The sequence below is a fragment of the Paraburkholderia nemoris genome, from assembly GCF_905221015.1.
GTDB lineage: Bacteria > Pseudomonadota > Gammaproteobacteria > Burkholderiales > Burkholderiaceae > Paraburkholderia > Paraburkholderia nemoris.
On record NZ_CAJNBO010000024.1, the window covers coordinates 30,006 to 52,395 of the forward strand.

Annotated in this window: 20 protein-coding genes; 13 read left to right on the forward strand and 7 right to left on the reverse strand. The window is 61.8% G+C overall.

Features of this window, described 5'->3' with window-relative positions:
• Positions 1–14: 14 nt before the first annotated feature.
• From KHO33_RS30430 to KHO33_RS30445, 4 genes are all read right to left on the reverse strand, one after another.
• Positions 15–818, reverse strand: a complete 804-nt coding sequence (locus tag KHO33_RS30430) for a bestrophin-like domain (protein WP_054038852.1) — start codon at positions 816–818, stop codon at positions 15–17.
• A 4-nt stretch (positions 819–822) separates the two neighbouring features.
• The gene (locus KHO33_RS30435; protein WP_234480703.1) at positions 823–1,881 is read right to left on the reverse strand and encodes a hypothetical protein; all 1,059 of its coding nucleotides are present in this window, start codon (positions 1,879–1,881) and stop codon (positions 823–825) included.
• Positions 1,882–2,230: 349 nt separating this feature from the next.
• Positions 2,231–3,694: an amino acid permease gene (locus tag KHO33_RS30440; protein ID WP_200566591.1), complete on the reverse strand. Its 1,464-nt coding sequence runs from the start codon at positions 3,692–3,694 to the stop codon at positions 2,231–2,233.
• A 235-nt stretch (positions 3,695–3,929) separates the two neighbouring features.
• Positions 3,930–5,222 carry an aspartate carbamoyltransferase gene (locus KHO33_RS30445; RefSeq protein ID WP_054038849.1) on the reverse strand — a complete coding sequence of 431 codons (1,293 nt, stop codon included), beginning with the start codon at positions 5,220–5,222 and terminating at the stop codon, positions 3,930–3,932.
• 434 nt (positions 5,223–5,656) lie between these two features.
• Between KHO33_RS30445 and dapA the strand changes: the two genes are divergently transcribed.
• The 5 genes from dapA to KHO33_RS30470 all read left to right on the forward strand — a co-directional run bounded on the left by dapA (position 5,657) and on the right by KHO33_RS30470 (position 8,796).
• Positions 5,657–6,586, forward strand: coding sequence for a 4-hydroxy-tetrahydrodipicolinate synthase (gene dapA, locus KHO33_RS30450; RefSeq protein WP_200566590.1), 930 nt, complete (start codon positions 5,657–5,659; stop codon positions 6,584–6,586).
• A gap of 121 nt (positions 6,587–6,707) precedes the next feature.
• Positions 6,708–6,911 carry a hypothetical protein gene (locus KHO33_RS30455; RefSeq protein WP_200566589.1) on the forward strand — a complete coding sequence of 68 codons (204 nt, stop codon included), beginning with the start codon at positions 6,708–6,710 and terminating at the stop codon, positions 6,909–6,911.
• Positions 6,911–7,888: a M23 family metallopeptidase gene (locus KHO33_RS30460; protein ID WP_200566588.1), complete on the forward strand. Its 978-nt coding sequence runs from the start codon at positions 6,911–6,913 to the stop codon at positions 7,886–7,888. Before KHO33_RS30455 ends, KHO33_RS30460 begins: the two co-directional genes overlap by 1 nt.
• Positions 7,881–8,279, forward strand: coding sequence for a hypothetical protein (locus tag KHO33_RS30465; protein WP_200566587.1), 399 nt, complete (start codon positions 7,881–7,883; stop codon positions 8,277–8,279). Before KHO33_RS30460 ends, KHO33_RS30465 begins: the two co-directional genes overlap by 8 nt.
• 82 nt (positions 8,280–8,361) lie before the next feature.
• The gene (locus KHO33_RS30470) at positions 8,362–8,796 is read left to right on the forward strand and encodes a bactofilin family protein (protein ID WP_054038843.1); all 435 of its coding nucleotides are present in this window, start codon (positions 8,362–8,364) and stop codon (positions 8,794–8,796) included.
• 32 nt (positions 8,797–8,828) lie between these two features.
• Here KHO33_RS30470 and KHO33_RS30475 read toward each other — a convergent pair whose 3' ends face one another.
• From KHO33_RS30475 to KHO33_RS30485, 3 genes are all read right to left on the reverse strand, one after another.
• Entirely contained in the window at positions 8,829–9,635 is an 807-nt protein-coding gene (locus tag KHO33_RS30475; protein WP_200566586.1) for a hypothetical protein, read from the reverse strand.
• A gap of 122 nt (positions 9,636–9,757) precedes the next feature.
• Entirely contained in the window at positions 9,758–11,827 is a 2,070-nt protein-coding gene (locus tag KHO33_RS30480) for a putative bifunctional diguanylate cyclase/phosphodiesterase (RefSeq protein WP_200566585.1), read from the reverse strand.
• A gap of 80 nt (positions 11,828–11,907) precedes the next feature.
• Complete coding sequence (locus KHO33_RS30485; protein ID WP_054038838.1) at positions 11,908–12,360, reverse strand: rhodanese-like domain-containing protein; 453 nt, start codon at positions 12,358–12,360, stop codon at positions 11,908–11,910.
• 123 nt (positions 12,361–12,483) lie between these two features.
• Here KHO33_RS30485 and ftrA point away from each other — a divergent pair, with 123 nt between their 5' ends.
• The 8 genes from ftrA (at position 12,484) to KHO33_RS30525 (ending at position 22,361) form a co-directional block, all read left to right on the forward strand.
• A complete protein-coding gene (ftrA, locus tag KHO33_RS30490) occupies positions 12,484–13,461 on the forward strand; it encodes a transcriptional regulator FtrA (RefSeq protein WP_200566584.1) in 978 nt (325 codons plus the stop codon).
• Positions 13,462–13,898: 437 nt separating this feature from the next.
• Positions 13,899–14,804 (forward strand): hypothetical protein, encoded by a 906-nt coding sequence (locus tag KHO33_RS30495; protein ID WP_200566583.1) that lies wholly within the window; start codon positions 13,899–13,901, stop codon positions 14,802–14,804.
• A gap of 152 nt (positions 14,805–14,956) precedes the next feature.
• Positions 14,957–15,724 carry a bestrophin-like domain gene (locus KHO33_RS30500; RefSeq protein WP_054038830.1) on the forward strand — a complete coding sequence of 256 codons (768 nt, stop codon included), beginning with the start codon at positions 14,957–14,959 and terminating at the stop codon, positions 15,722–15,724.
• Between the two features lie 42 nt (positions 15,725–15,766).
• Positions 15,767–16,984: a DUF2252 domain-containing protein gene (locus KHO33_RS30505; RefSeq protein WP_200566582.1), complete on the forward strand. Its 1,218-nt coding sequence runs from the start codon at positions 15,767–15,769 to the stop codon at positions 16,982–16,984.
• Positions 16,985–17,364: 380 nt separating this feature from the next.
• Positions 17,365–19,764 (forward strand): DUF6531 domain-containing protein, encoded by a 2,400-nt coding sequence (locus KHO33_RS30510; protein WP_200566581.1) that lies wholly within the window; start codon positions 17,365–17,367, stop codon positions 19,762–19,764.
• A gap of 86 nt (positions 19,765–19,850) precedes the next feature.
• On the forward strand, positions 19,851–20,039 hold the full coding sequence (locus KHO33_RS30515; protein WP_328822815.1) for a hypothetical protein: 189 nt from the start codon (positions 19,851–19,853) through the stop codon (positions 20,037–20,039).
• A gap of 280 nt (positions 20,040–20,319) precedes the next feature.
• Positions 20,320–20,646: a hypothetical protein gene (locus tag KHO33_RS30520; protein ID WP_054038824.1), complete on the forward strand. Its 327-nt coding sequence runs from the start codon at positions 20,320–20,322 to the stop codon at positions 20,644–20,646.
• Positions 20,647–20,945: 299 nt separating this feature from the next.
• Positions 20,946–22,361 (forward strand): GH1 family beta-glucosidase, encoded by a 1,416-nt coding sequence (locus tag KHO33_RS30525; protein WP_200566579.1) that lies wholly within the window; start codon positions 20,946–20,948, stop codon positions 22,359–22,361.
• Positions 22,362–22,390: the final 29 nt, after the last annotated feature.

Sequence of the window (22,390 nt, forward strand, 5' to 3'; positions counted from 1 at the left end):
TGATGCAAGACCGGCTAGGCCGGTGCAATCTGATGTCCGGCGTCTTCAGCGGCAAGGGTGTCGATGGCGTGCTGCATGGGCGCTGGACTCACGCTGACTTCGCCGGCGAACGGCCGGTCGACGGCCAGCACGAAAAAGAACGCGAGCCCGAGCGTCGTTGCCCAGATGGTCACGAGCCCAAGATGAAAGCGCGTCACGGGCAACACGTAGAGCAGCACCAGCGAGAGGGCGCTCGCGATCAGCATGACACCCCACAGCGTTACCGGCATGGCGACATCGAGTGCCTGCAGCCGATGCTCGCGAAGCTTGGTCATTTCATTTACGCGGGCGAGTACTTCGGTCAGGAGTGCCCGCTCGCGATCGTTCGACGGCACGATCCGGTTGGTCGTCGCGAACATCTTGTCGAACGCGGCCTGGGTTCCGGCATCCGCGCGGGCGTACTGCTGCATTTGCGGCCATTCGTCGCGAACGACATGCTCGATATAGATGATCAGTTCGCTCCTCGCGGTGAGCGCATCCGGCTTGCCGAACGACGCGAGATCGTGGGCGAGTTCGGTGGCGCACGCGGCCTCGGACGAGACCGTGCCCGCCGCGGCGTCGTAGGTGCCCCAGACCGTGATGGCGGCGAACGCGACCAGCAGCGAATTGATGGTGGTCACCGCGGACATCATCGCCACTGTCATGCCGCGCTGTTCGGCATCGAGTTGAACCGGGAAGCAGCGGCGAAACAGCAGATAGCCGCCCAGGGCCGCGGCGAGCGTCGCGCCGACGATCAGCGCACCCATCAAGGCGGCGGGCATGTTGTAGAGGAAGAGCATCGTGTCACTCCGGGTCGTTTGGAATGGGGGTAACGGACAGCCGGGCCGGCTCGCCTGCGAGCATCGCGCGGGTGAGATCCGCGAGGCGTTGGCGTACGGTGTCGCCGGCATCCGGACGATCGAGCGACTGCTGAAGCTCGAGCAGGCTCGCGGCGATCTCGCTCTGCCATTGCGTGCGTTCGCTCACGGCCTGGGCGCGGCGTGTTTGCTGGGCGGCATCCGCGTCGGACGAGCGATCGCCGCGCACGAGTGTGTCGAGCGTGTCGACGAGTCTTTGCAGCAGTCGGTGTACGGCCGTTGCCGAGAAGCCGCCGAGCATCGAGAGGGCGGGCTTGCCGAAGCTGTGCATGCTGCCCTGATCAAAGAGGCGCGACGGCAGCATCTCGACGAGGATCAACCCGGCAATGAGCCCGAGAATCAGGCGCGCGCCGTAGGATGCGTCGTACTTCGGGTCATACGTCGAAGCGGCGATATAACGATGGGCCTGAAACAGCGTCGCGAACGATGCACCGAGTCCCGCGCAAAAGAGCAGGAACAGCGCGTTCCACAACAGCTGCGTACCGTGTGAATCGAGGAAGCCACGCTCGACGTTGTCCGCGGAGACGTCGGGAGAAAGCCCCGTTGCAACCACGGCGATCAGAAACGCAATCGCCGCGACCGTCAACAGCCTGATCAGCGGCACTGGACCGAGCCACGCGAACGGGCGGCCGAGACGGTGCTGCGCATCGAGCAGCGTGACGGCTTGCGGTGTGGCCGGCGCGATGAGCGCGGCGAGTTTTCGGTGAATCGATGCAAGCGAGTGCTGCGAGGTGGCGGCGTAACGAGGCGCGTCGCCGGCAGTGCCGGGTGGCGGGTTTTCAGGCGCGGTGCAGTCGATCAGCGCGCTCAGTAGCGCGATGGTTTCAGGCGCGACGGGTAGGCCGTGATGCAACGCGTAGCGCGCCATCGCCTCGCATTCGTCGCGCAATTGCGCCAGCAGTGCGCCTGGCGATGCGCCATCAGGAAGGGCATTGCCACGTGCGGCGCGCAGCCGGAGCCGATTGGAAAAATGGTCGATGCCCATTTCAGCTCCCCGGTTCGTTGCGGTGGCCGATTGCTGAGCGTGCAGCGCGGCAGGCTCGAGTTAGATAGCGTCGCGAAGTCATGATGAATGTCCTGCTGTGGGAGAGTGCCGGCGTGCGCGGACGCGATGGACGGCGATGCCACTTTGCGTGTCTTACGCGCTGCGGACAATCCAGCAGAAGTCATGGATGACGGGGTGACGAAGCGCCCGTGACGGGCGTTCGAGCGATGGCGGAAAAAAGCGGCCTTGCTGGTTTTCAGCAAGGCCGCTTTATATGGGCAGATCGTGATCGGTCAATCAGTCGATCAGTCGTCCATCGATACCGTGAAATACCGCATCGTCTGTGATATCAGTCGGGTGCCCGCTCCGGATAGCGAAGCCGCGAATGATTGCGACCGTAGATCCCGTAAACAATGAGCCCGATCACGAGCCAGACGAAGAGCCGTAACCACGTGACGAGTGGCAGTCCTGCCATCAGCAGCAGGCAAAACAGAATCCCGAGGATCGGGATCACCGGCACGCCCGGCGCGCGGAACGGCCTCGCGGCTCCCGCGTCGCTGCGGCGCAGATAGATCACGGCGCCGCACACGAGAATGAATGCGAACAGGGTGCCGATGCTGACCATCTCGCCCAACACGTTGATCGGTGTGAACGCCGCCACAACGGCGACGATGGCGCCGATCATCATCTGACTCAGATGGGGTGTTTGCAGGCGCGGGTGGACGCGCGCGAACAGGTGCGGCAGCAGGCCATCTTGCGACATCGTGAAGAAGATACGGCTCTGGCCATACAGCAGCACGAGTATCACCGTCGTCAAGCCGGTCAGCGCACCGATCTTGATGAGCACGGAAAACCAGGTGACGCCGATCGCATCGACACCTTTCGCGATCGGATCCGGGACGTTGAGCTCGGCATACGGCACGAGTCCGGTCAGCACGCCGGCGACCGCAATGTAGAGCAGCGTGCAGACTATCAGCGAGCCCAGAATGCCGATCGGCATGTCGATCTGCGGCTTGCGTGCCTCCTGGGCTGCGGTGGACACCGCATCGAAACCGATGAAAGCGAAGAAGACGACGGCCGATCCGCGCAGAATGCCGCTCGCGCCGAAGTTGCCGAATTCGCCGGTATTCTGCGGAATGAACGGATGCCAGTTGGCCGGATGCACGAAGAAGGCGCCGATGACGATAAACGCCAATACCACGGTCAGCTTGACCGCCACCATGATGTTATTGAGCCGCGCGGACTCCTTGGTGCCGAGCACGAGCAGGGTGGTCAGCACGGCGATAATGAAGACCGCCGGCAAATTGACGACACCGGCCACCGTGCTGCCATCGGCGAGCGTGACCGTGGTGCCGGGCGCAGCCGCCATGGTGGGTGGAATGTTTATCCCGACGTTGTGCAGCAGACTCACGATATAGCCCGACCAGCCGACCGCAACGGTTGCCGCGCCCATCGCATATTCGAGGATCAGATCCCAGCCGATGATCCACGCGAATAATTCGCCGAGCGTGGCATAGGTGTAGGTATAACTGCTGCCGCAGACAGGCAGCATGGCAGCCAGCTCGGAGTAGCAGAGTCCGACAAAGGCGCAGGCAATCCCGCCGAGAACAAACGAAAGAATGATGCTCGGGCCCGCATAGTGGGCTGCGGCCGTGCCGGTCAGGACAAAGATGCCGGCGCCGATGATTGCGCCGATACCCATCGCCGTAATGCTGAACGGGCCCAGCGACTTCGACAGATGGTTCTCACCGCCTTCCGCGCTCGCAACAATATCCGCGACGGATTTGCGCGCCATATAACTCGTGTCAGCCATGATGAGTCGTCCTGTTCGTATGTGGGTGAATCCGGGATCGAATCGATCCGTGACGCACTGCAATAAGCGACTTCTTTAAAGGCGACTGACACTGTTGATGTTGCGGTTGAGGGGGGAACTAACGAATTCAGTCTAGTCCGGATTTAATCGCGTGGGTACTGAAGATATAAATTGCGCATGCAGAAACGGCCTTGCGGGCGATCCGCAAGGCCGTCTTTTCAATCTCGAATCCTGATCAATCGATGCCGTGAAACACCGCGTCGTCCGGACCGAGATAAACCGGCGGGCGCCATGCGGCGTCGCGCATCGAATGCTGAACCAGCTTTTCGACGCCCAGCAGCACCGCGAAAATCGCCATCCGCACCGGGATGCCGTTATCGGTCTGGCGGAAAATCGCTAGACGCGAATCGTGATTCAGATCGACGCTCAGATCGTTCGCGCCAGGCCGGCTGTCGCGCGGCAACGGGTGCATGATCAGCGTGTCGGGACCGCACACGCTGTCCATCAGCGCCTGATTGATCTGGAAGTCCGGCGTATAGCCTTCGAAAGATTCGTCGGTGAAGCGCTCTTTCTGGATGCGCGTGGCGTACACCACGTCGGCGCCGCGCAGCCCGGCGGGCAGATCGTGGGTTTGCTCGATCACATGATCGTTGCGCGAAATCTGCTCGATGATGTAGCTCGGCATTTCGAGCATGGGCGGCGAGATCAGCGTGAACTTGATGCCGCGATACAGCGCCAGCAGCTTGACCAGCGAGTGCACCGTGCGGCCATATTTCAGGTCGCCGACCAGCGCAATATGCGCACCGTCGACGATCTTGCCCAGCCGCGAGAACTCGCGCTGGATCGTGTACAGGTCGAGCAGCGCCTGGCTCGGATGCTCGCCCGGGCCATCGCCGCCGTTGATCACCGGCACGTTGGTGGCGCGCGCGAATTCGGCCACCGAGCCTTGCTCCGGATGGCGGATCACCAGCGCATCCACATAGCCGCTCATCACGCGGCTGGTGTCGTAGATCGATTCGCCCTTGGCCATCGACGAAAACGTGAAGCCGGTGGTGTCGCACACCGAACCGCCGAGCCGGCAGAAAGCTGCGCCGAAGCTCACGCGGGTCCGCGTGCTGGCCTCGAAAAACAGATTGCCGAGCACGGCGCCTTCGAGCACGCGGGAGATTTTCCGGCGCCGCGCGATCGGCTGCATGATGTCGGCGACGCGAAACAGCGCCTCGACCGAGTCGCGCGAGAACTGATCGACCGACAGCAACTGCGGCTTGCCCTCGAACAGCATCTGGCTCGCCAGCGACTGTGAGTCTACGCTTTGCGTATAGTTTTCACCCGGCTCGCCATGCACCACGATTTCCGACACGAATCGCTCCACGATCTCCGGCATGGCCCGCGATTCCTGCGAATCGTCCGGCAAGAGCCATGTGTCGAGCGCGCGGCGTGACACGCCAATGCGGCTTGCGAACGTTTCGCGGGTCATGTTCATGCGACGCATCGCGTCGCGCAGGAAAGCTTGTTGTGGGACGCTCATGCGGGCACCTGTCGGGAAAGGGCTGCGTACCGGCTATGTACGCGGTGCGTATATTAGTTTCCCTGTCGCAGAAGTCAAGCAATTTTGCGAGTTTGGCAAACCGGGTTTGGCAAACCCTCGGTAGGCCCGTTTGCCAACCTGCTTTGCAAACTCGCCCCGGACGCGGTTACACTGCGTTTCATGCATCCCGGCCAAACGCTTCGACTCCGTTCGTCAACCATCGCCCGTCTCGCGTTTGCGAGCGTCGTGGTCGCACGCGCGGATTTCCCGAGCGTTAGCGCCAAAGCCAAAAAACAGCCGCTCATCTGACCGGAGCTGCTGTTCCGTCAGATGTTGCGACGGAACAGCCGGTCAACGCCCGCCTGCGGCATTCCCTGTTTTTCCTCCCTCGCACCGCTGATCGGAATCGATACGGTCGTCATCGAGGTAAAGACATGTCTATTTTTTCGGGTATCTGGGTTCCGCTCATCACACCGTTCGCCGATGGCGAAGTGGATCACGCCGCGTTGCGCGCGCTGGTGCGCCGCTATGCCGAAGCGGGCATCGCCGGGCTGGTCGCGCTCGGCACCACCGGCGAACCGGCCGCGCTCGACGACGCCGAACAGGACGCCGTGCTCGCGACGATTCTCGACGAAGCGCGAGCCGCCGCTCACAGCGCTCACAGCACCCACAGTGCAGACGCACCAGCGCTGCCGGTGCTGGTTGGCGTGTCGGGCAATCACACGGCGAGCATGAAGGAGCGTATCGAGCAACTGAACGCACTGCCGATCGCCGGTGTGCTGATGGCCGCGCCGTATTACATCCGGCCTTCGCAAGCGGGCATCGTCGGGCATTTCATGGCGCTTGCCGATGCGAGCGACAAGCCCGTCGTGCTGTACGACATTCCTTATAGAACGGGGGTGCGGCTCGAACTCGACACGCTGCTGACGCTCGCCGCGCATCCGCGGATTCAGGCGGTGAAGGATTGCGCCGGTTCGCTCGATACCACGCTCGCGCTGATTCGCGATGGACGCTTGCAGGTGCTGACCGGCGAAGACATCAACATTTTCAACACCTTGTGTCTGGGTGGGAGCGGGGCGATCGCGGCCTCGGCGCATCTGCGGCCGGAACGGTTCGTCGCGCTGTATCGTGCGCTGTCAGCGGGCCAGCTCGACGAAGGACGGCGTATTTTTCATGAGCTCGCGCCGCTGATCCAGGCGCTGTTCGCCGAACCGAATCCGGCGCCGGTGAAGGCTCTCCTCGCCGCGCAAGGCCTGATACGCGACGAGTTGCGTATGCCGATGACGCGTGCAGGCGATGCACTGGTCGCGCGGCTCAGGGAACTGGTGGGGCTTGATCGGACAGAAACGCACGTGGCGGCATAGGCGGCTTGAGTGCGGATTCGCTTGCGGCCATCTGTATTTGAGATGATGGTTCGTGATGCCAGGCGATAATCGGCGCCCTTTGTCTATTATCGCCGCCGGCATGTTGTCCGGCGAATGTCGCATGCCGTTAGCCTTGTCCGCCGATTTTCTCTCCCGCTTTGGCACGTTCAGCACGTTCAGCACGTTCAACACGTTCAACACGTTCAACACGTTCAACACGTTCAACACGTTCAACACGTTCAACAAGCCGCACACGATGAACGTGCGTTGTGCCGCCCGTACGCAGCCTTGCGCGGGCCGTACGGCACGCGCCGGGAGCCGTTGATGTTCTCCGTGTTTCGCGCCGGCAGTCAGCTTTCCAGCGGCTCGGTCAGCTTCGTCACACGCCGCACCGCGCTGACCATCGCGGTGGCTACGGCGTTCGGCGCAGCGGCGCTGGCGCTCGCCGCGGGCATCGCGATCGGAGTGCATTGGCCGGCGCACGGCGGCGCTGGCGATCAGACGGCGAACCGTGTCGAGCACGAGTACGCAATCGATCAACTCGGCAAGTTGAATGCATCCGTGGCGCAGATCGAACCGCGCATCGCGCGTCTGACGATGCAGGTCGGCGCGTTGCGCGATTTCGAGCAACGTCTGAATACACCGCGACCGGCGCCGCGCGCACCGGTCGTACCGGCCGCCCCAGGCTCTGCCTCTGAACCGGACACGTCCGCTACCGACAGCGAAGGCGAGGGTGGACCCTCACTGCCGCCGCGCCGCTGTACGGACGTCATGCCGCAACCGGCCAGTCATGCCGATGCCGCGCGCACCCGGCAGCAACTGGATTGCATCGCCGCGACGCTCTCCGCGCTCGAGCAACAAACCGCCGACCACGCGATCGCGTACGCCGCTTTTCCCGGCCGCATGCCCGCCGACGGCGCGCGCTTCGGCTCGTCGTTCGGCAATCGCACCGATCCGTTCACGCATCGTTTGAGTTTTCATCCTGGTATCGACCTGGTCGCCAAAACGGGTACGCCGATTCTTGCGGCAGCGGGCGGCCGGGTGATCTTCGCCGGCGAAAAATCGGGATATGGCAACGCGGTCGAAATCGACCATGGCAACGGCCTCGTGACCCGCTACGGCCACGCGTCGCGCATCGTCGTGCACGTCGGCGATCTGGTGCTACCGCGCCAGTATGTCGCCGACGTCGGCTCGACCGGCCGCTCCACCGGCCCGCATCTGCATTTCGAAGTGCTGGTCAACGGCGCGCCGGTCGACCCGGCTGCCTACCTCGCGCTCTTCGCGCCCACGCCCCATGGCTGAACGACGTTTTTCCCGCGATGCGGGCGGTTTGACTCACCGCGCCTATACGTTGCAGCCCACGCGGCCGCTCGGTCTGCGCGTGGCCATGTGGGCGATCGTGTGCGTGCTCAGTGCGGCGGGTGGCGCGGCGTCCGTCGCGACGTGGCACGCGCAACGCGCCGCTACACCGGCCGAACAATGCAACGCGGCGCCCGTCGATGCAGGCAGCGAGCAGGCGGAACTTGCCCGTGCGCGGCTTGCGCTGGCGCAGGAATCCGCGGCGCGCGCCGCGGTGCAGAAAACCGCCGACGGCGCCGCTGCCGACGTCGCCCGCTTGAATGCCGAATTGCAGTTCCTGCGCGGCCAAAGCAAGACGAAGCCGCCGGCACAGGCGGGGGCGCCGCGCGGCTAATACGTCAACCCAGCAACCAACCTCCCGGCTCGTCGCCCGCCAAGCATCACGCGACGAACATTTTCATTTCCAGGAAATACTCATGTTCAGCAAGAAAAAACACGCGGGCATCCAGCAGACCAAGCTCGCCACCCTCATCGCACACGATGTGCGGATCACGGGCGACCTCGTATTCAGCGACGGTCTGCGCATGGACGGCCACGTGAAGGGCAACGTCAGCGGCGAACCCGGCACCCAGACGCTGCTGGTATTGAGTGACCGCGGCTCGATCGAGGGCAACGTGCATGGCTATGACGTGGTGGTCAACGGCCGGATCGTCGGCGACGTGATCGCCGATCATTTCGTCGAGTTGCAGAGCAATGCGCACGTGACCGGCAACATTTACTACCAGCAGTTGCGGATGGATTGCGGCGCCTCGGTGGACGGCAAGCTTACCAAGCGTGAAGCCGCGCAGGCGGCGACGCCGATTCTCGTGTCGGTGGCCGATTCCGCCCGCGAGGCGCGCAAGGCCGGCTGACCGGCAAAGCGACTAAGCGACTAAGCGGCGCGTCAAACCGGCCCCGGCAGCGACTGGCGTTGCGTTGACGTGTCGTGGCCGAGTACGCCGCCGAGCGGCGTGCGTGATTCGTGCAGTCCGCGCATTTCCCGTGACTCGGCGAGACGCTCCAGCGCGCCGCGGTCGAGCGTGGCGAGCATGTCGCGTTCGACGATCAGATGGTGCAAGGCCAGCACGATCAGGCCGATGGTCAGCAGCAGATCGCCTGCAAACACGACCGCATAAAGCGCCGAGGTAGTGCGAGGATTGCCGTACAGCAGTGTCATGTTGGAGCGGTCGAGCAACACCAGCACGAGCGGCACGATGGCATTGAGCGTCGCGATGCCGCTACCCACCGCCACCAGCGTACGAGCCACCCCAAGTTGCGGACGGCGCCGCCGGCACACTTCATACAGCGTCGCCGCGCGGCATGGCGCGAAAAACAGCGCCAGCAGGCTGGCGCGGACCGCCAGCGGCGCATTCCATGCCAGCACGCTCCCATACAGCACGCAGAACACGGCAGTGACGACGAGGCCGGCGCGCCACGGCGCCGATGCGCCGAACAGATCGCGCGTGCCCGTCCAGATCAGAATGCGGCTTTGCAACGCCAGCGTCGCGGTGGCCAGCAACAGCAGATCGCTGGGCCAGATCTTGTGCAACGTGAAGCATGCCGTGGCGCTGGCAAGCAGATAAAAACCGACGGCCCAGAAACGGAAGGCGTTGACCTGCACAAACATACGCGAAAGCGCTGTCGTGATGAGGGCGCTGCACAGGAACGTGATCAGCCACACCGTTTGGAACGTCGCTACGTCAATTTTCATGAAGTCTCCAGCAGCCAATCTGTTTGTTCCTGCTTATAGATAAAACGAGGCGACGCAGCGGGCGCGCCATGATGGGCGAACGGCGTCGCAACGGTATACACATTTCAAACAGATCAGGATGTTCATGCGGCCACCATTCTGGTCCGCAGCAGCTCGCCGAAGTCCTCGGCGGTGAGCGGCTTGCCCAGCAGGAAGCCTTGCATCTCGTCGCACATCATTGACTTGAGCATGTCGAGCTGCGATTCGGTTTCGACGCCTTCGGCCACCACGTCCATTTCCAGCGAGTGGGCGAGCGCAATGATCGCGGAAACGATCGCGCTGCCTTCCGCTCCGTGCTCGTCGAGCCCGTTGGTGAAGAAGCGGTCGATCTTCAGCTGCTTGACGCGAAAGCGTTGCAGATAGGCGAGGCTCGAATAGCCGGTGCCGAAATCATCGATGGCGATTTCAAAGCCGCTTGCCTGGAACGCGCGGATCATCTCGATGGTTTTCTGCGCGTCCTGCATGGCGACGGTTTCGGTGATTTCGAACATGATCTGCGCGCATTGCACGCCTTCGGCTTGCACGATCTCGAGCATGGTCGCGACGAGGTCCGGTTGCGACAGTTGACGCGGCGACAGATTGATCGCCACTTTCATCGACGGCAGGCCCTGCTCGACCCAATTGCGAATCTGCCGGCACGTCTCGCGCAGCACCCAGTAGCCGATCTGCACGATCTGGCCCGAACGCTCGGCAATCGGAATGAACTCGAGCGGCGCGAGTGCGCCGAGTTGCGGATGATTCAGGCGGATCAACGCTTCGGCACCCGCCAGCGAGTCGCCGCTGCCGTGGAACTTCGGCTGGAAGTGCAGCGAGAAATGGCCGGCGGTGAGCGCTTCGTGCAGCGCGCTTTGAATTTGCAGCGTGCGCGTCGCGGCTTCGTTCATGCTTTGTTCAAAGAAGCGATAGGTGCTGCGGCCCGCGCGCTTGGCTTCGTACATGGCCGCGTCGGCATGCTTGAGCAGCGTGTCGACGGTATCGCCGTCGTAGGGAAAGAGCGCGATGCCGATGCTCGGCATCACCTGCAGCGGCTGCGAATCGGTCCATATGCCCTGGCGCATCCGTTCGAGCACGCCTTCGGCCATCGTGCCGGCGTCTTCCCGTGACGTCAGGTTCTCGGACAGCACGACGAACTCGTCGCCGCCGAGACGCGCGACGGTGTCGCTCGTGCGCACACATAGCAGAAGACGCTGGGCGAACGCGGACAGCACTTTGTCGCCGGCCGAGTGGCCGAGTGAATCGTTGATGGTCTTGAAGCCGTCGAGATCCATGAACAGGATGGCGAACAGCGAACGCTGCCGGCGCGCGCTATGAATGGCGCGGTCGATGCGTTCGGTGAGCGTGCTGCGGTTGGGCAGGCCCGTCAGCGTGTCGAGCGTGGCGAGCCGCACGATCTGACCGTTCAGCTTGGAGACCGCGCCGACCAGAAAGCTGGTGCGCGCGTCGAAGCGCGACAGTATCAGCGTGACGATCAGAATCGCAAACGTGAACAGGATCACCGAAGTCGCGAGCCATGCGGCGTTCACGCCCTTGGCCGCGCCGCACACGGCGCCGGGCGGGAACTCGGCGGCCGCCATGCCGGCGTAGTGCATGCCGCTGATCGCGATGCCCATCACCAGTGCCGCAATGAAACGTTTGCGCAAAACGTGGCGTTCGCCGTCGTTACTGAGTGCGCGCGCCATCCATAGCGCGGCGGTCGAGGCGCCGATCGCAATCGCCAGCGAGCCGGCGAACCAGGCCGGCTGATAGTGGATGCCCGGCTCCATTTGCATCGCCGCCATGCCGGTGTAGTGCATGCCGGCAATGCCGATGCCCATCAGTACGCCGCCGGCCACGAGTCGAAGCGGCGTGAGCCGCGCATGAGTCGTCACGAACAGCGCCAGATACGACACGCCGATCGCGAGTCCGAGCGAATAAGCCGTGGTCGCGAAATCGTAGCCGAGCGGAATCGGCAGCGAGAACGCGAGCATGGCGATGAAGTGCATCGACCAGATGCCGACACCGAGCGCGGCGGCGCCGCCGAGACGCCACGCGTGCCGCAGACCAGTCGATGCCAGCAGGAAGATGCGGCCCGTCAAATCGAGCGCCGTGTACGACGCCAGCGTCGCCACGACGAACGAGATTCCGACCAGCCAAAAATTGTATGAGCTCTGCATGTTAAGTCCAACCGCGAGAGGGAAGCGGCTGAACTTGTTATCGACAGTTGGTGGCGTTTATTTAATTGATTTTCCGTATGTTAGTCATGGACGTTGACCACCTCCCGGCTGGCTGCGATGTCTACCAGGGTTAATCCTTCGTCGAGCCAGCCCGTGATGCCGCCGATCATCAGTTTGACGGGGCGTCCCAACTGCGCGAGACGCAGTGCGCCGCGTGCGGCGCCGTTGCAGTGCGGGCCTGCGCAGTAGGTGACGAACAGGGTGTCCTGTGGGTATCCGGCGAGCTTCGATGCGACGATCTTGCCGTGCGGCAGATTCAGCGCGCCCGGCACGTGGCCCTGCTCGAACAGCGCCGGGCTGCGCACGTCGAGCAGCACGAAGCCGGGCGTGCCGCTCGCGAGTGCTGCGGACACGTCCGAGCAGTCGGTTTCGAATTGCAGCGACGCCTGGAAGTGGGCAAGGGCGGCAGCGCTATCGGCGGCAGGGATGGCGGTGACGGCGTTGTGGGCGGTGAGGGGGGCGAGCGTCGGCATGGCGGGGTTCCGGTTGAGCAGTGAGCGTGGTGGTCTGGCGAAGCGATTCTGGAGCCTTAATTGTCGCGACGCTCCACGTGCCGGGGTAGTGGCGCAATCGTCAATCTCCGGTAACATCACGCCATGCTCAATCACCTTGTCGTCGCGCTGGCTTACGACCGGCTCTGTACCTTCGAATTCGGCTGCGTGACCGAACTGTTCGCGCTCGAGCGTCCTGAGCTCGGCGTGGACTGGTATCGCTTCGCGGTATGTGCGAGCGAACCCGGTCCGATTCGCGCAGCGGGCGGCATCACCGTCGCCGCGCCGTACACGCTCAGGCTGCTGGATCGCGCTGACACGATCGTGATCCCCGGCTGGCGCGATGCCGACGAATTGCCGCCCGAGCCACTGCTGAAAAAGATTCGCGCCGCCTACGAACGCGGCGCGCGCCTGTGCTCGATCTGCTCGGGCGTGTTCGTGCTGGCCGCTGCGGGTGTGCTCGACGGCAAGACCGTCACGACACACTGGCGCTACGCCGACAAATTGCAGCAGCGCTATCCGCAATTACGCGTGCAGCCGGATGCGTTATATGTCGACGAAGGACAGATCATCACTTCGGCTGGATCGGCGGCAGGGCTCGACATGCTGCTGCATCTCGTGCGGCGCGATCACGGCAGCGCGATCGCCAACCGGGTCGCGCAGCGGCTCGTGGTGCCGCCGCATCGCGAAGGCGGTCAGGCGCAGTTCGTGCCGCGGCCGATGCCGCAAGACGAAGGCGGCCGCCTCGCGAAGCTGATGGACTGGGTGCGCCGCCATCCCGCGTTGCCGCACACCTTGCGCTCGCTGGCCGAACGGGCGGCGATGAGCCCACGTACGCTGCAGCGGCAGTTCCACGACGCTACGGGCATGGCGCCCTACGAATGGCTGGTGCGTGAACGCGTGGCGATCGCGCGAGAACTGCTTGAGGCGCCGACCCCATTGCCGATGGCGCGCGTGGCTGAGTTGGCGGGCTTCGGTTCCGAAGAATCGCTGCGGCGGCATTTCCGGCGTATCGCGTTGACGAGCCCAGGCGCGTATCGTAAGAAGTTCGGGGTGCAGGCCGGGGTGCAGACTCTCGGATAGAGGCGTGTCGTTTTTCGTTCTGCTGTTCCCCCATACGGGAACAGTTTCAAACGAACGTATTGCCCATGCGCAAAATCATGTAGGGCTCGGGCATGACTCGCGTATGACAAGCGGCTTGATGCGTGCCGCATGACCGGTCGAACGCATTTCATGCAAGCCGCCGTGCATGCTCAAACGTCACGGAGTGCCGCGTGCCGGGCGTTGCGAGCGAATCGTGCGAAAGGCCGCCCGTTTCGCCGCCTTGCAAGGGTTCGCGCAATCGCCGGTTTTCTGTCAGCATCACGGCCAGCATCCGTGGCAACCCACGTCAAACGTGCGGCGCATACGGCTACTTGAAGCGCGTGTTCGAAACACGTCGTCGCCACCGTCCTCTCCTGCTCATGAACGTCAAAATCGCCGCCGTTGCCGTTGTCGTTTCTGCTGCCATTGCAGCCCTCATGCCTGCGCTCGTCGCTGCGCAAACGGAAGCGGCCGATTCGCGCGCCGAACTCTATCGCCGCAACCTGCTGGCGGGCAAGGACGTGCCGTGCCGCACGAACGCGTCATGCGCGGCGCTGGGCGTGGCCGCGCTCGAAGCAGGGCGCCTCAAGGACGCGCAAACGCTGGTCGCGATGGAAGCCGCGCTCGCCGAGGCCACCGCCATGCAGGCGAACGAAGAGAACTCGCCGAAAGCGACCAGTTCGGCGCGGGCTCGCGTAGCGATGGCGCTGGTCCATCAGGGCGACGTGCAAGTGAAGCTGGGCGCGCTGCCGGATGCGCGCGCGTACTACCGGACCGCGGTGAGCCGCGGCAACGAGTATCCCAACGACGCGCTGCTAGGCCGCGCGGTAGCGGCCGCGCGTCAACGTCTCGAAGCGATTGCGGACAAAGCGGTGGTGGCCGGTGTGCCGCCGACCGGCGCGCACTTTGCCAGCTATATGTTTTTTGGCGCGTGGAACAGTATCGAGGTGAAGCCGGTGAAAGGGCGGCACGGCGTCTACCGGATCGATGGCGACTTCGTGTATCCGACTGTCGGCGCCGACGGTCAACCGAGCGCGAACATGGGCAGCCTGTCGGCCTACGTGCGGTTCTACGACGGCGTGGCGCGCGTGCCTGTGAACGATGACGGAGGTAGTGCGCCGCTCGACGCCACCGCGAGGATCACCAATCTCGCGCCTTATGACAAACACGCGGAGAAACACGCGGACAAACCCACGGACAAGCGTGCGGACAAATGCCTGATCGAGTTCAAACTCTCCGCACCGGAAACGCTCGACGTAGCGACACACGGCTCGCCGACGGAATGCGGATTCGGCTTCAACGTCAGCGCGGACGGACGTTACTATTTGATGACAGGCTCCTGACGGTCGGCATGCTGCAGGTTGCGAGCCTGTCCAGTTGCCGCCTGCATGCTTCCCCATCCACGCTGCGTCTCTTATGATGCAGTGGCCGTGCACGTTTTATCGCTGTTCAAAGCGTTCCTGCCAACAAAACTCTGATAAGAAAAACGCTCGTCATGCAAAACCTCTTCGACTATCCGGCACTTGTTTTCATGATTTGCTTTGTCGCACTGTGGCTGTCGGCGCGCATCGGCGCGTCGCTGCTGCGGCGCTTCAGAAAGATCGACGAGGATGCACGCGACGACTTCAGCGTGATTCAGGCTGCCACGCTGACGCTGCTCGCGCTGATCATCGGTTTCACTTTTTCGATGGCGGTAGGCCGCTACGATCAACGCAAGAACTACGAGGAAGAAGAGGCGAATGCGATCGGCACCGAATACGTCCGCGCCGATCTGTTGCCCGCCGCCGATGCGGCGATCGTCCGCGGCTTGCTGAAAACCTATCTCGACGAACGCGTGCTGTTCTACACGACGCGTGACGCCGATGAGCTCGCCAAAGTCAACGCCGAGACGTCGCGCCTGCAGGGCGTAATGTGGACCGCAGTGAAGAATGCCGCTGCCGCGCAGCCCACACCGGTGGCCGCGCTCGCTGTTGCCGGAATGAACGACGTGCTCAATACGCAGGGTTACACGCAGGCCGCGTGGTGGAATCGCATTCCTGTCGCGGCGTGGGTGCTGATGGTGTTGATCGCCGTGTGCGCCAATGTGCTGGTCGGCTACGGCGCACGTGGTTTGAAAGCGGGAGCCGGCTTGTTGCTGATCGTTCCGCTGATCGTGTCGCTGTCGTTCATGCTGGTCGCCGATATCGATAGCCCGCGCGGCGGTGTGATTCGCGTGAAGCCACTCAATCTCCATGCGCTCGCGGATTCGTTCCGCTCGCATTGAACCCGTACTGAATCCGCATCGAGTCGCATGAAGGAGAAACACATGTCCGATATCGCACAGACCATCGCCAGCTTCAATACCGGCCGCGATCCTGAACGGCTCGCAATGAAATACAAGCTCATGCGTAGCTCGCCGTTCGTGTTTCTTCGCGGCACCTGTCATCTGTTTTACGCGCGTCTGCCGCGCGACAAGGTGCTCGACGAAGCGCCGCCGGTGTGGATTTGCGGCGATATGCATGTGGAAAATTTCGGCAGCTACAAGGGCGACAACCGCCTCGTCTATTTCGACAACAACGATTTCGACGAAGCCTGTCTCGCGCCGAGTCTTTACGAACTGGTGCGGCTCCTCACGAGCGTGCTGGTCGGCGCGAACGACCTCAAGCTGAGCCGCGCGCAAGCACTCGCGCTTTGCCATACCGCGGTCGACTCCTATAGCGCCGCGCTCGCCTTCGGCAAAGCGCGCTGGATCGAAGCGGAGACGTCGACCGGCATGGTGCGCGATCTGTTCGACGCATTGGCGAGCCGCACCCGCGCCGCGCATCTGGACCGGCGCACCACGCTCAAGGGCAAGACGCGCATGCTCAAAGTGGATGGCAAGAAAGCGCTACCGGTGAGTGACAAGGCGCGCGCCACAGTCACCGGTTTCATGCATCAGTTCGCCGCCGGTCAACCCAATCCGGACTTCTATCGCATCATCGACGTGGCGCGGCGGATTGCCGGCACCGGCAGCCTGGGCGTGGACCGCTACGCGATCCTCGTCGAAGGCAAAGGCTCGCCGGACGGTAACTATCTGCTCGATCTGAAAGAGGCGCTGCCTTCTTCGGTGACGCCGCATGTACGAACGCCGCAGCCGAAGTGGCAGAGCGAGGCGCAGCGTGTGGTTGAAGTTCAGCGGCGCAATCAGGCGGTTTCGCAGGCGTTCCTGCATGCAGTCGATTTCAATCAATGCTCGTATGTGCTGCGCAGCTTGCAGCCTTCGGAAGACCGTGTGGCATTGAGCGACTGGGACGGCAAGCTGCCGCGGCTCGAAGAAGTGGTCAACAGCATGGCTCAATTGAGCGCGTGGGCGCAACTGCGCAGCGGCGGCCGGCAGAAGTCGTCGATTGCGGACGAACTGATCGCGTTCGGCAATCGCAAGGATTGGCAATTGCCGTTGATTGAACTCGCGACGCAGTGTGAGGCGCAGGTGGGGGCTGATTGGAAGGCGTATTGCGAGGCTTATGATGGGGGTGCGTTTAGTTTACCGGTAGAGAAGTCTTAACGGCGCGTTACGCTGGGCACTTAACGCGGTGCCCAGCGCGTTGCATCGCTCTTTTGGGGCGGCAGCCGCTGCACCCTGTCTTTTTCCTTCTGGCTATCTCTGACCGGACCCTCGGTCCCCGTCCATCTTCATGCAGGTATATCTCGCGTCCAACGGGACAGCGTGGAGCTGGCTCACGCCTGACGTTCTGGTTTTCTTACTGCGATGCGTTGATGGCTGACGGGCTCTTGCGTAATTCCATACAGGTTACGTAGGAAGTCTGAAAGAAGCGCGTGTGGGAATTCTGGAAATTGTAATTTTATGAATTATTGGATAGTGGGGATGGAATGCTCCTTATAGGTTGCTTGTGATTAAACCGAGTAAAGCTAATAAGGATGACTATGAAAAATAGAAAAATTGCCGAGACTCAGACGGGCATGGCGGCTCGCCTGCTGGCCGCATCCATGCTGCTTATAGTCGCGTTTGGCGCCAACGCGGCTGACTACATGCAATGTTTGCAGGCATATCAGAAGTCTCTCGGAACTCCCGGAACCCCGACGTGCGCTATCCAGGTGGCCGGCACGACACCCATGTCGAGGGGTGCAGACGATCCGTACAGCAGCATGAATTACTACAACTGTCCCAATGCTTCGGACTGGATAAGGGACTATTGCAGTGGCGCACCGGTCCCTCCTTCTCCGGAAGGTTCCTGCCCGGTAGCGGACCCGGTGTTGCCGGCAGAGGGCATCGTCACGCTTTCCGAGACTGACTTTGCGAGCGGTGATGCGCTCCCGCTCTTCTTTGGGCGCACCTATTTTTCGAGGCTTTATGACACCTCGCAGGCAGCGATGGGTCGCAACTGGGTCAACAACTGGCAGCGCAGAATTGATCTGACGGCGGTTAATGCGAGCACGCCGCAAATCGTTGCTTATCGGGGTAACCAGCAACCTCTGACGTTCAAGTGGAACGGCAAGGCGTGGGCCACGTTGGGAAATCGTGGGCTCTCCTTGACGAAAGCTGGCAATGGAGATTACCACCTGGCAGACGAACTACTCGGTACGACTGAAGTTTACTCGGGCAACGGAAATCTCTATTCCGAAACAACTCGCACGGGGATGCTCCGCAAGTTTGGGTTTGACTACAGACAGCGAATGGTGCAGATCAACCAGTGGCCGGTCGATCAGATAGGGCCGAACGGATTCAGGATCAATCTTCAGTATGACGATAGCGATCGAATTGTTGGCATGGTTGATCCCATGGGCAAGGTCACTCGGTATGCGTACGACGTAAAAGGTAATCTTGCTTCGGTAACCCATCCAGATGGTTCCATTCGTCAATATTTGTACGAGGATGTCCGTTTCCCCAACGCGTTGACAGGCGTAAAGGACGAATCCGGATCGAGAATAGCGACGTGGACTTACGATGCCAAAGCACGCGTGATATCGGTCTCCCATCCCGATACGACGCGCAATACATCATTTAGCTATGACTCCAGCAAGACTACGCTCAGCGACATGTACGGCACGAGCACGTACAGTTTCAGTTTCCCGGATGAGTGGCGTCCTGGCTCAATCGTTACACCGGCCGGAACGATATCGCGCAAGTGGGATATCGCAGGGAATCTGACGCAGAGAACGACTCCTGAGGGAGACACGCAGTACACATGGGATAGCGCCAACCGGCCAACGAAGGCGATTGCAACAGTCGCCGGGAAGAAGACGGTAATAACGATTGAGTATGACGATGCCAGCTCGCTGCGTCCGCACTTGGTCGCTACGCCAGGCAAGATCCGCGCATTCGTTTATGACTCGCGCGGCAACGTTACGGGTTACGCAGAGCGGAACACGACCGACCTGACGGGCGAGCAGGGGCTGCAGGCGATCGGGACGGGGAGCCAACTGACGGTCGGCGCACGCTACGACAATGCCGGCCGTCTTCTGTCGGCCACGATAACCCAGAACGCCGCGAAGATTGAAGACTGGACCTACACGTACGACGCAAGGGGCAACATCGCAACGACACGGGACGCTGTGTCGGGTTGGTCGATGCGAACGCTCAGTCGTGACGCCGCGAATCGTGCAACAGCTATAGCTGGCAATAGCGGTCAGGCGGACATCAGTTACGACGAGCGCGGGCGCGTATCTGTTTTTCAGTACGACGAGAAGGCCGGTGTGGTCAACGGCGGACTCGCCCGCAAACTGGTGGTTCGGTACGGCTATGCTGCGAACGGCACGGTGTCGACGCGTACAGCGACGGTGGCTGCGAATGGCGGTGTTCAGCAGCCGATCAGCGATGCTGAACTTGGTGTGTGGCTCACCAATTGGGAGTTGGGTAACGATCCGGTTTCGCCACCCGCGAACCTCACAGGTCTTCAGTCTGACTCCAAGGCCTTCGTTCCGGGGCTCTGCGTTGAATGCTATATGGCGTGGAAAGCCAAGTTGACGGGGAAGCTTTTTGGTAGTGAACTGAGCGAACCACTTCCGAAGTGGGGCGAGACAACTGAGTTGATGCTGAGCGATCAGTCGCAGGTTCCGTATCCTGCGCTTGTGCCGGATCTGACCAGCTCCGCGAAGAGGTCAACGCTTTACAGCACTCTCTTCGGAGCCGGAAGTGGCAACGGTGGGATGGTCAAGTGTGGGAGCAGCGGGGATAATGAGTGGCGTGAGGCGGACTGTCACGCGAAGTATGAGTCCGATATGTTCAGGTGTAACTCGCTTGCCAAATATATGGGTGGTTTGGCGGGCCTCGCGCTTTGCAAGAAGAATGCATTTGATGACTATCAGGAGTGCAGGGGGCGCTGATGATTAGATTTCCACCATGTTCCGTGGTAGTAACTTACGACCAAGACCGTCAACAGCTGATCTTGCAGTCAGTCGAGCGAGCAAGGATGGCCACGGCGTTGAAAGGGGCAATTGAAATGCCCGTCTTACTGGATGAATTCGAGTTCAGACTTGACGACGAATTTGCGCGTCGATTTGGTGCTGGCGTGCTCAGTCTGATCGCGCTGGGTCAACCCGATATCAAGCAATACATAACTTTTACAGAGGCACCGACCGACAGACCGTCAGACGAGTAATTGGCGAGAGGGTCGAGCGCAATGGCCCCATGTTTGGTCATCGTATCAAGGGGGCAGGAGCGAGCCTGATGGTGTTCGTGGGAAAGGTGCGAACTGTCCTCTTATCACGACCGTCCGGCGGCGCGGGCCGCGCCGCCGGAGATATCTTGAGCGAATGCTTCGCGCGCTATGAAGCTCAAATCGAAATGTGCAATGCGATTGTCCACATAGGCGGCGCCCGGGCCGTCGCACTGCGTAAACAGAGAGCATTCAAAATCTATCAAGAGTGCAGAGGGTATTAATGGCCAAACATCCGCCATATTCCATGGTTCTGACCTACACCGAAGATCCTAAGCAGTTGATCATGCAAGCTGTCGATTCAGCCAAGCTGGCTACGGTCGTTCGCGGAGTCATGGAAGTGCCGTTTTTTCTGGACGATGAAGAGTTCAAGTTTGACGACGAATTGGCACGACAACTTGGAGTTGCAATGCTCAATACGATCGCATTGGGCCGACCCGACATCAAACAACACCTGAACGTCACGCCGCACCCAATCGACGAGCCGACCAGTTCAGGGGGGATGATGGAGGTTGATCCATCGCGTTCCGTGGTTCTGAACTACGACTAGGACAGTCAGCGGTTGAACCTGCCATTAGTTGAGCCAACCAGGCTGGCCCCGATCTTGGCTAAAGGTTAGTGCCATAACCGAGCGACGCTCTCTCATGGCGTAGGGACACTCAATGCGCGGCGCATCGTGGCGCCGCGCATGCCAGCAAGTCCTCCAGACAAACCCTGATTGCTGCGTTCAATCCGCCACTGCTATCGTTCGCTGGTCTTTGTGGAAGCGCTTCCACTCTAGCTGCCCGGCAGCATCCACATCGAGTTTTGCCGTACCCGGTTCAATGACCTCAGCGCAGGAGAGAATCCGTGGCAAACGACGCATCCGCTGTATTCGACACCCTATCCCCAGCAGTTTCCAGGGGCTCGCTCGCCGATTCCTTCACCCCGCCCGCGGACTCCACGCTGTGGCGCAAGAACTTCCTGCTTGGCGCCGCCACCGCTTCGTATCAGATCGAAGGCGCGGTGAATGAAGACGGCCGCTTGCCGTCGATCTGGGACACCTTCTCGGCGATACCCGGCAAGGTGCTGGCCGGCGACACCGGCGCCGTTGCTTGCGATCACTATCATCGCTGGGAAGCGGACGTCGAGATGCTGGCCTCTCTCGGTCTCGAAGGCTACCGGCTCTCGATTGCGTGGCCACGCGTGATGGACGCGGCAGGCGCGCCCAATCGCAAAGGGCTCGACTTCTACAAGCGCCTCCTGAACCGTCTGAAAGAGAAGGGCATCACGACCTTCGTGACGCTCTATCACTGGGACCTTCCGCAACATCTGGAAGATCGCGGCGGCTGGCTCAATCGCGACACCGCTTACCGTTTCGCCGACTACGCCGACCTGATGAGCCGCGAACTGGCCGGCACGGTCGACGCATGGGCGACGCTCAACGAGCCGTGGTGTTCGGCGTATCTCGGCTACGGCAACGGCCACCACGCGCCGGGTCTCGCCAACGACCGCTTTGCGACGCAGGCGATGCATCATCTGCTGCTCGCGCACGGCCTTGCGATGCCGGTTTTGCGCGCCAACGATCCGGCTTCGGAGAAAGGTATCGTCGCCAACATCGGCCGCGGCACGCCCAATAGCGACAGCGCGGCGGATCAGCGCGCGGCGCATCTGTTCGAAGTCCAGCACAATGCGTGGATTCTCGATCCGTTGCTCAAGGGTTCGTATCCGCAAGACCTGTTCGAACTGTGGCCGGGCACTGAACCGCTGGTGCTCGACGGCGACATGCAGACCATTTCCGCGCCGCTCGATTTCCTCGGCATCAACTATTACTTCCGCACCAACGTCGCGAGCGACGGCGCGCATGGATTCCGGGACGTCCCGCTTGAAGGCGTCGAGCGCACGCAGATGGGCTGGGAGGTGTATCCCGATGGCTTGCGCGATCTGCTGACCGGTTTCAAGAAGACTTATCACAACCTGCCGCCGATCTACATCACCGAAAACGGCATGGCCTCGGATGATCAAGTGACCGACGGTCATGTGGAGGATACGCAGCGCATCTCGTTCCTCAAGCGCCATCTCGCAGCGGTCGATCAGGCGATCAAGGCCGGCGTGGATATTCGCGGTTATTTTCTGTGGTCGCTGATGGATAACTTCGAGTGGGCGTTTGGGTATGAGCGTCGCTTTGGTGTCGTACATGTCGACTACAGTACGCAGAAGCGCACGATCAAACGGAGTGCGGAGTTAGTGGAGAAATTTTTGAAGGAGCGTAAGGCAAGGGCTTAACGGCAATTGAAGCTGGTTGGTATGTCGAC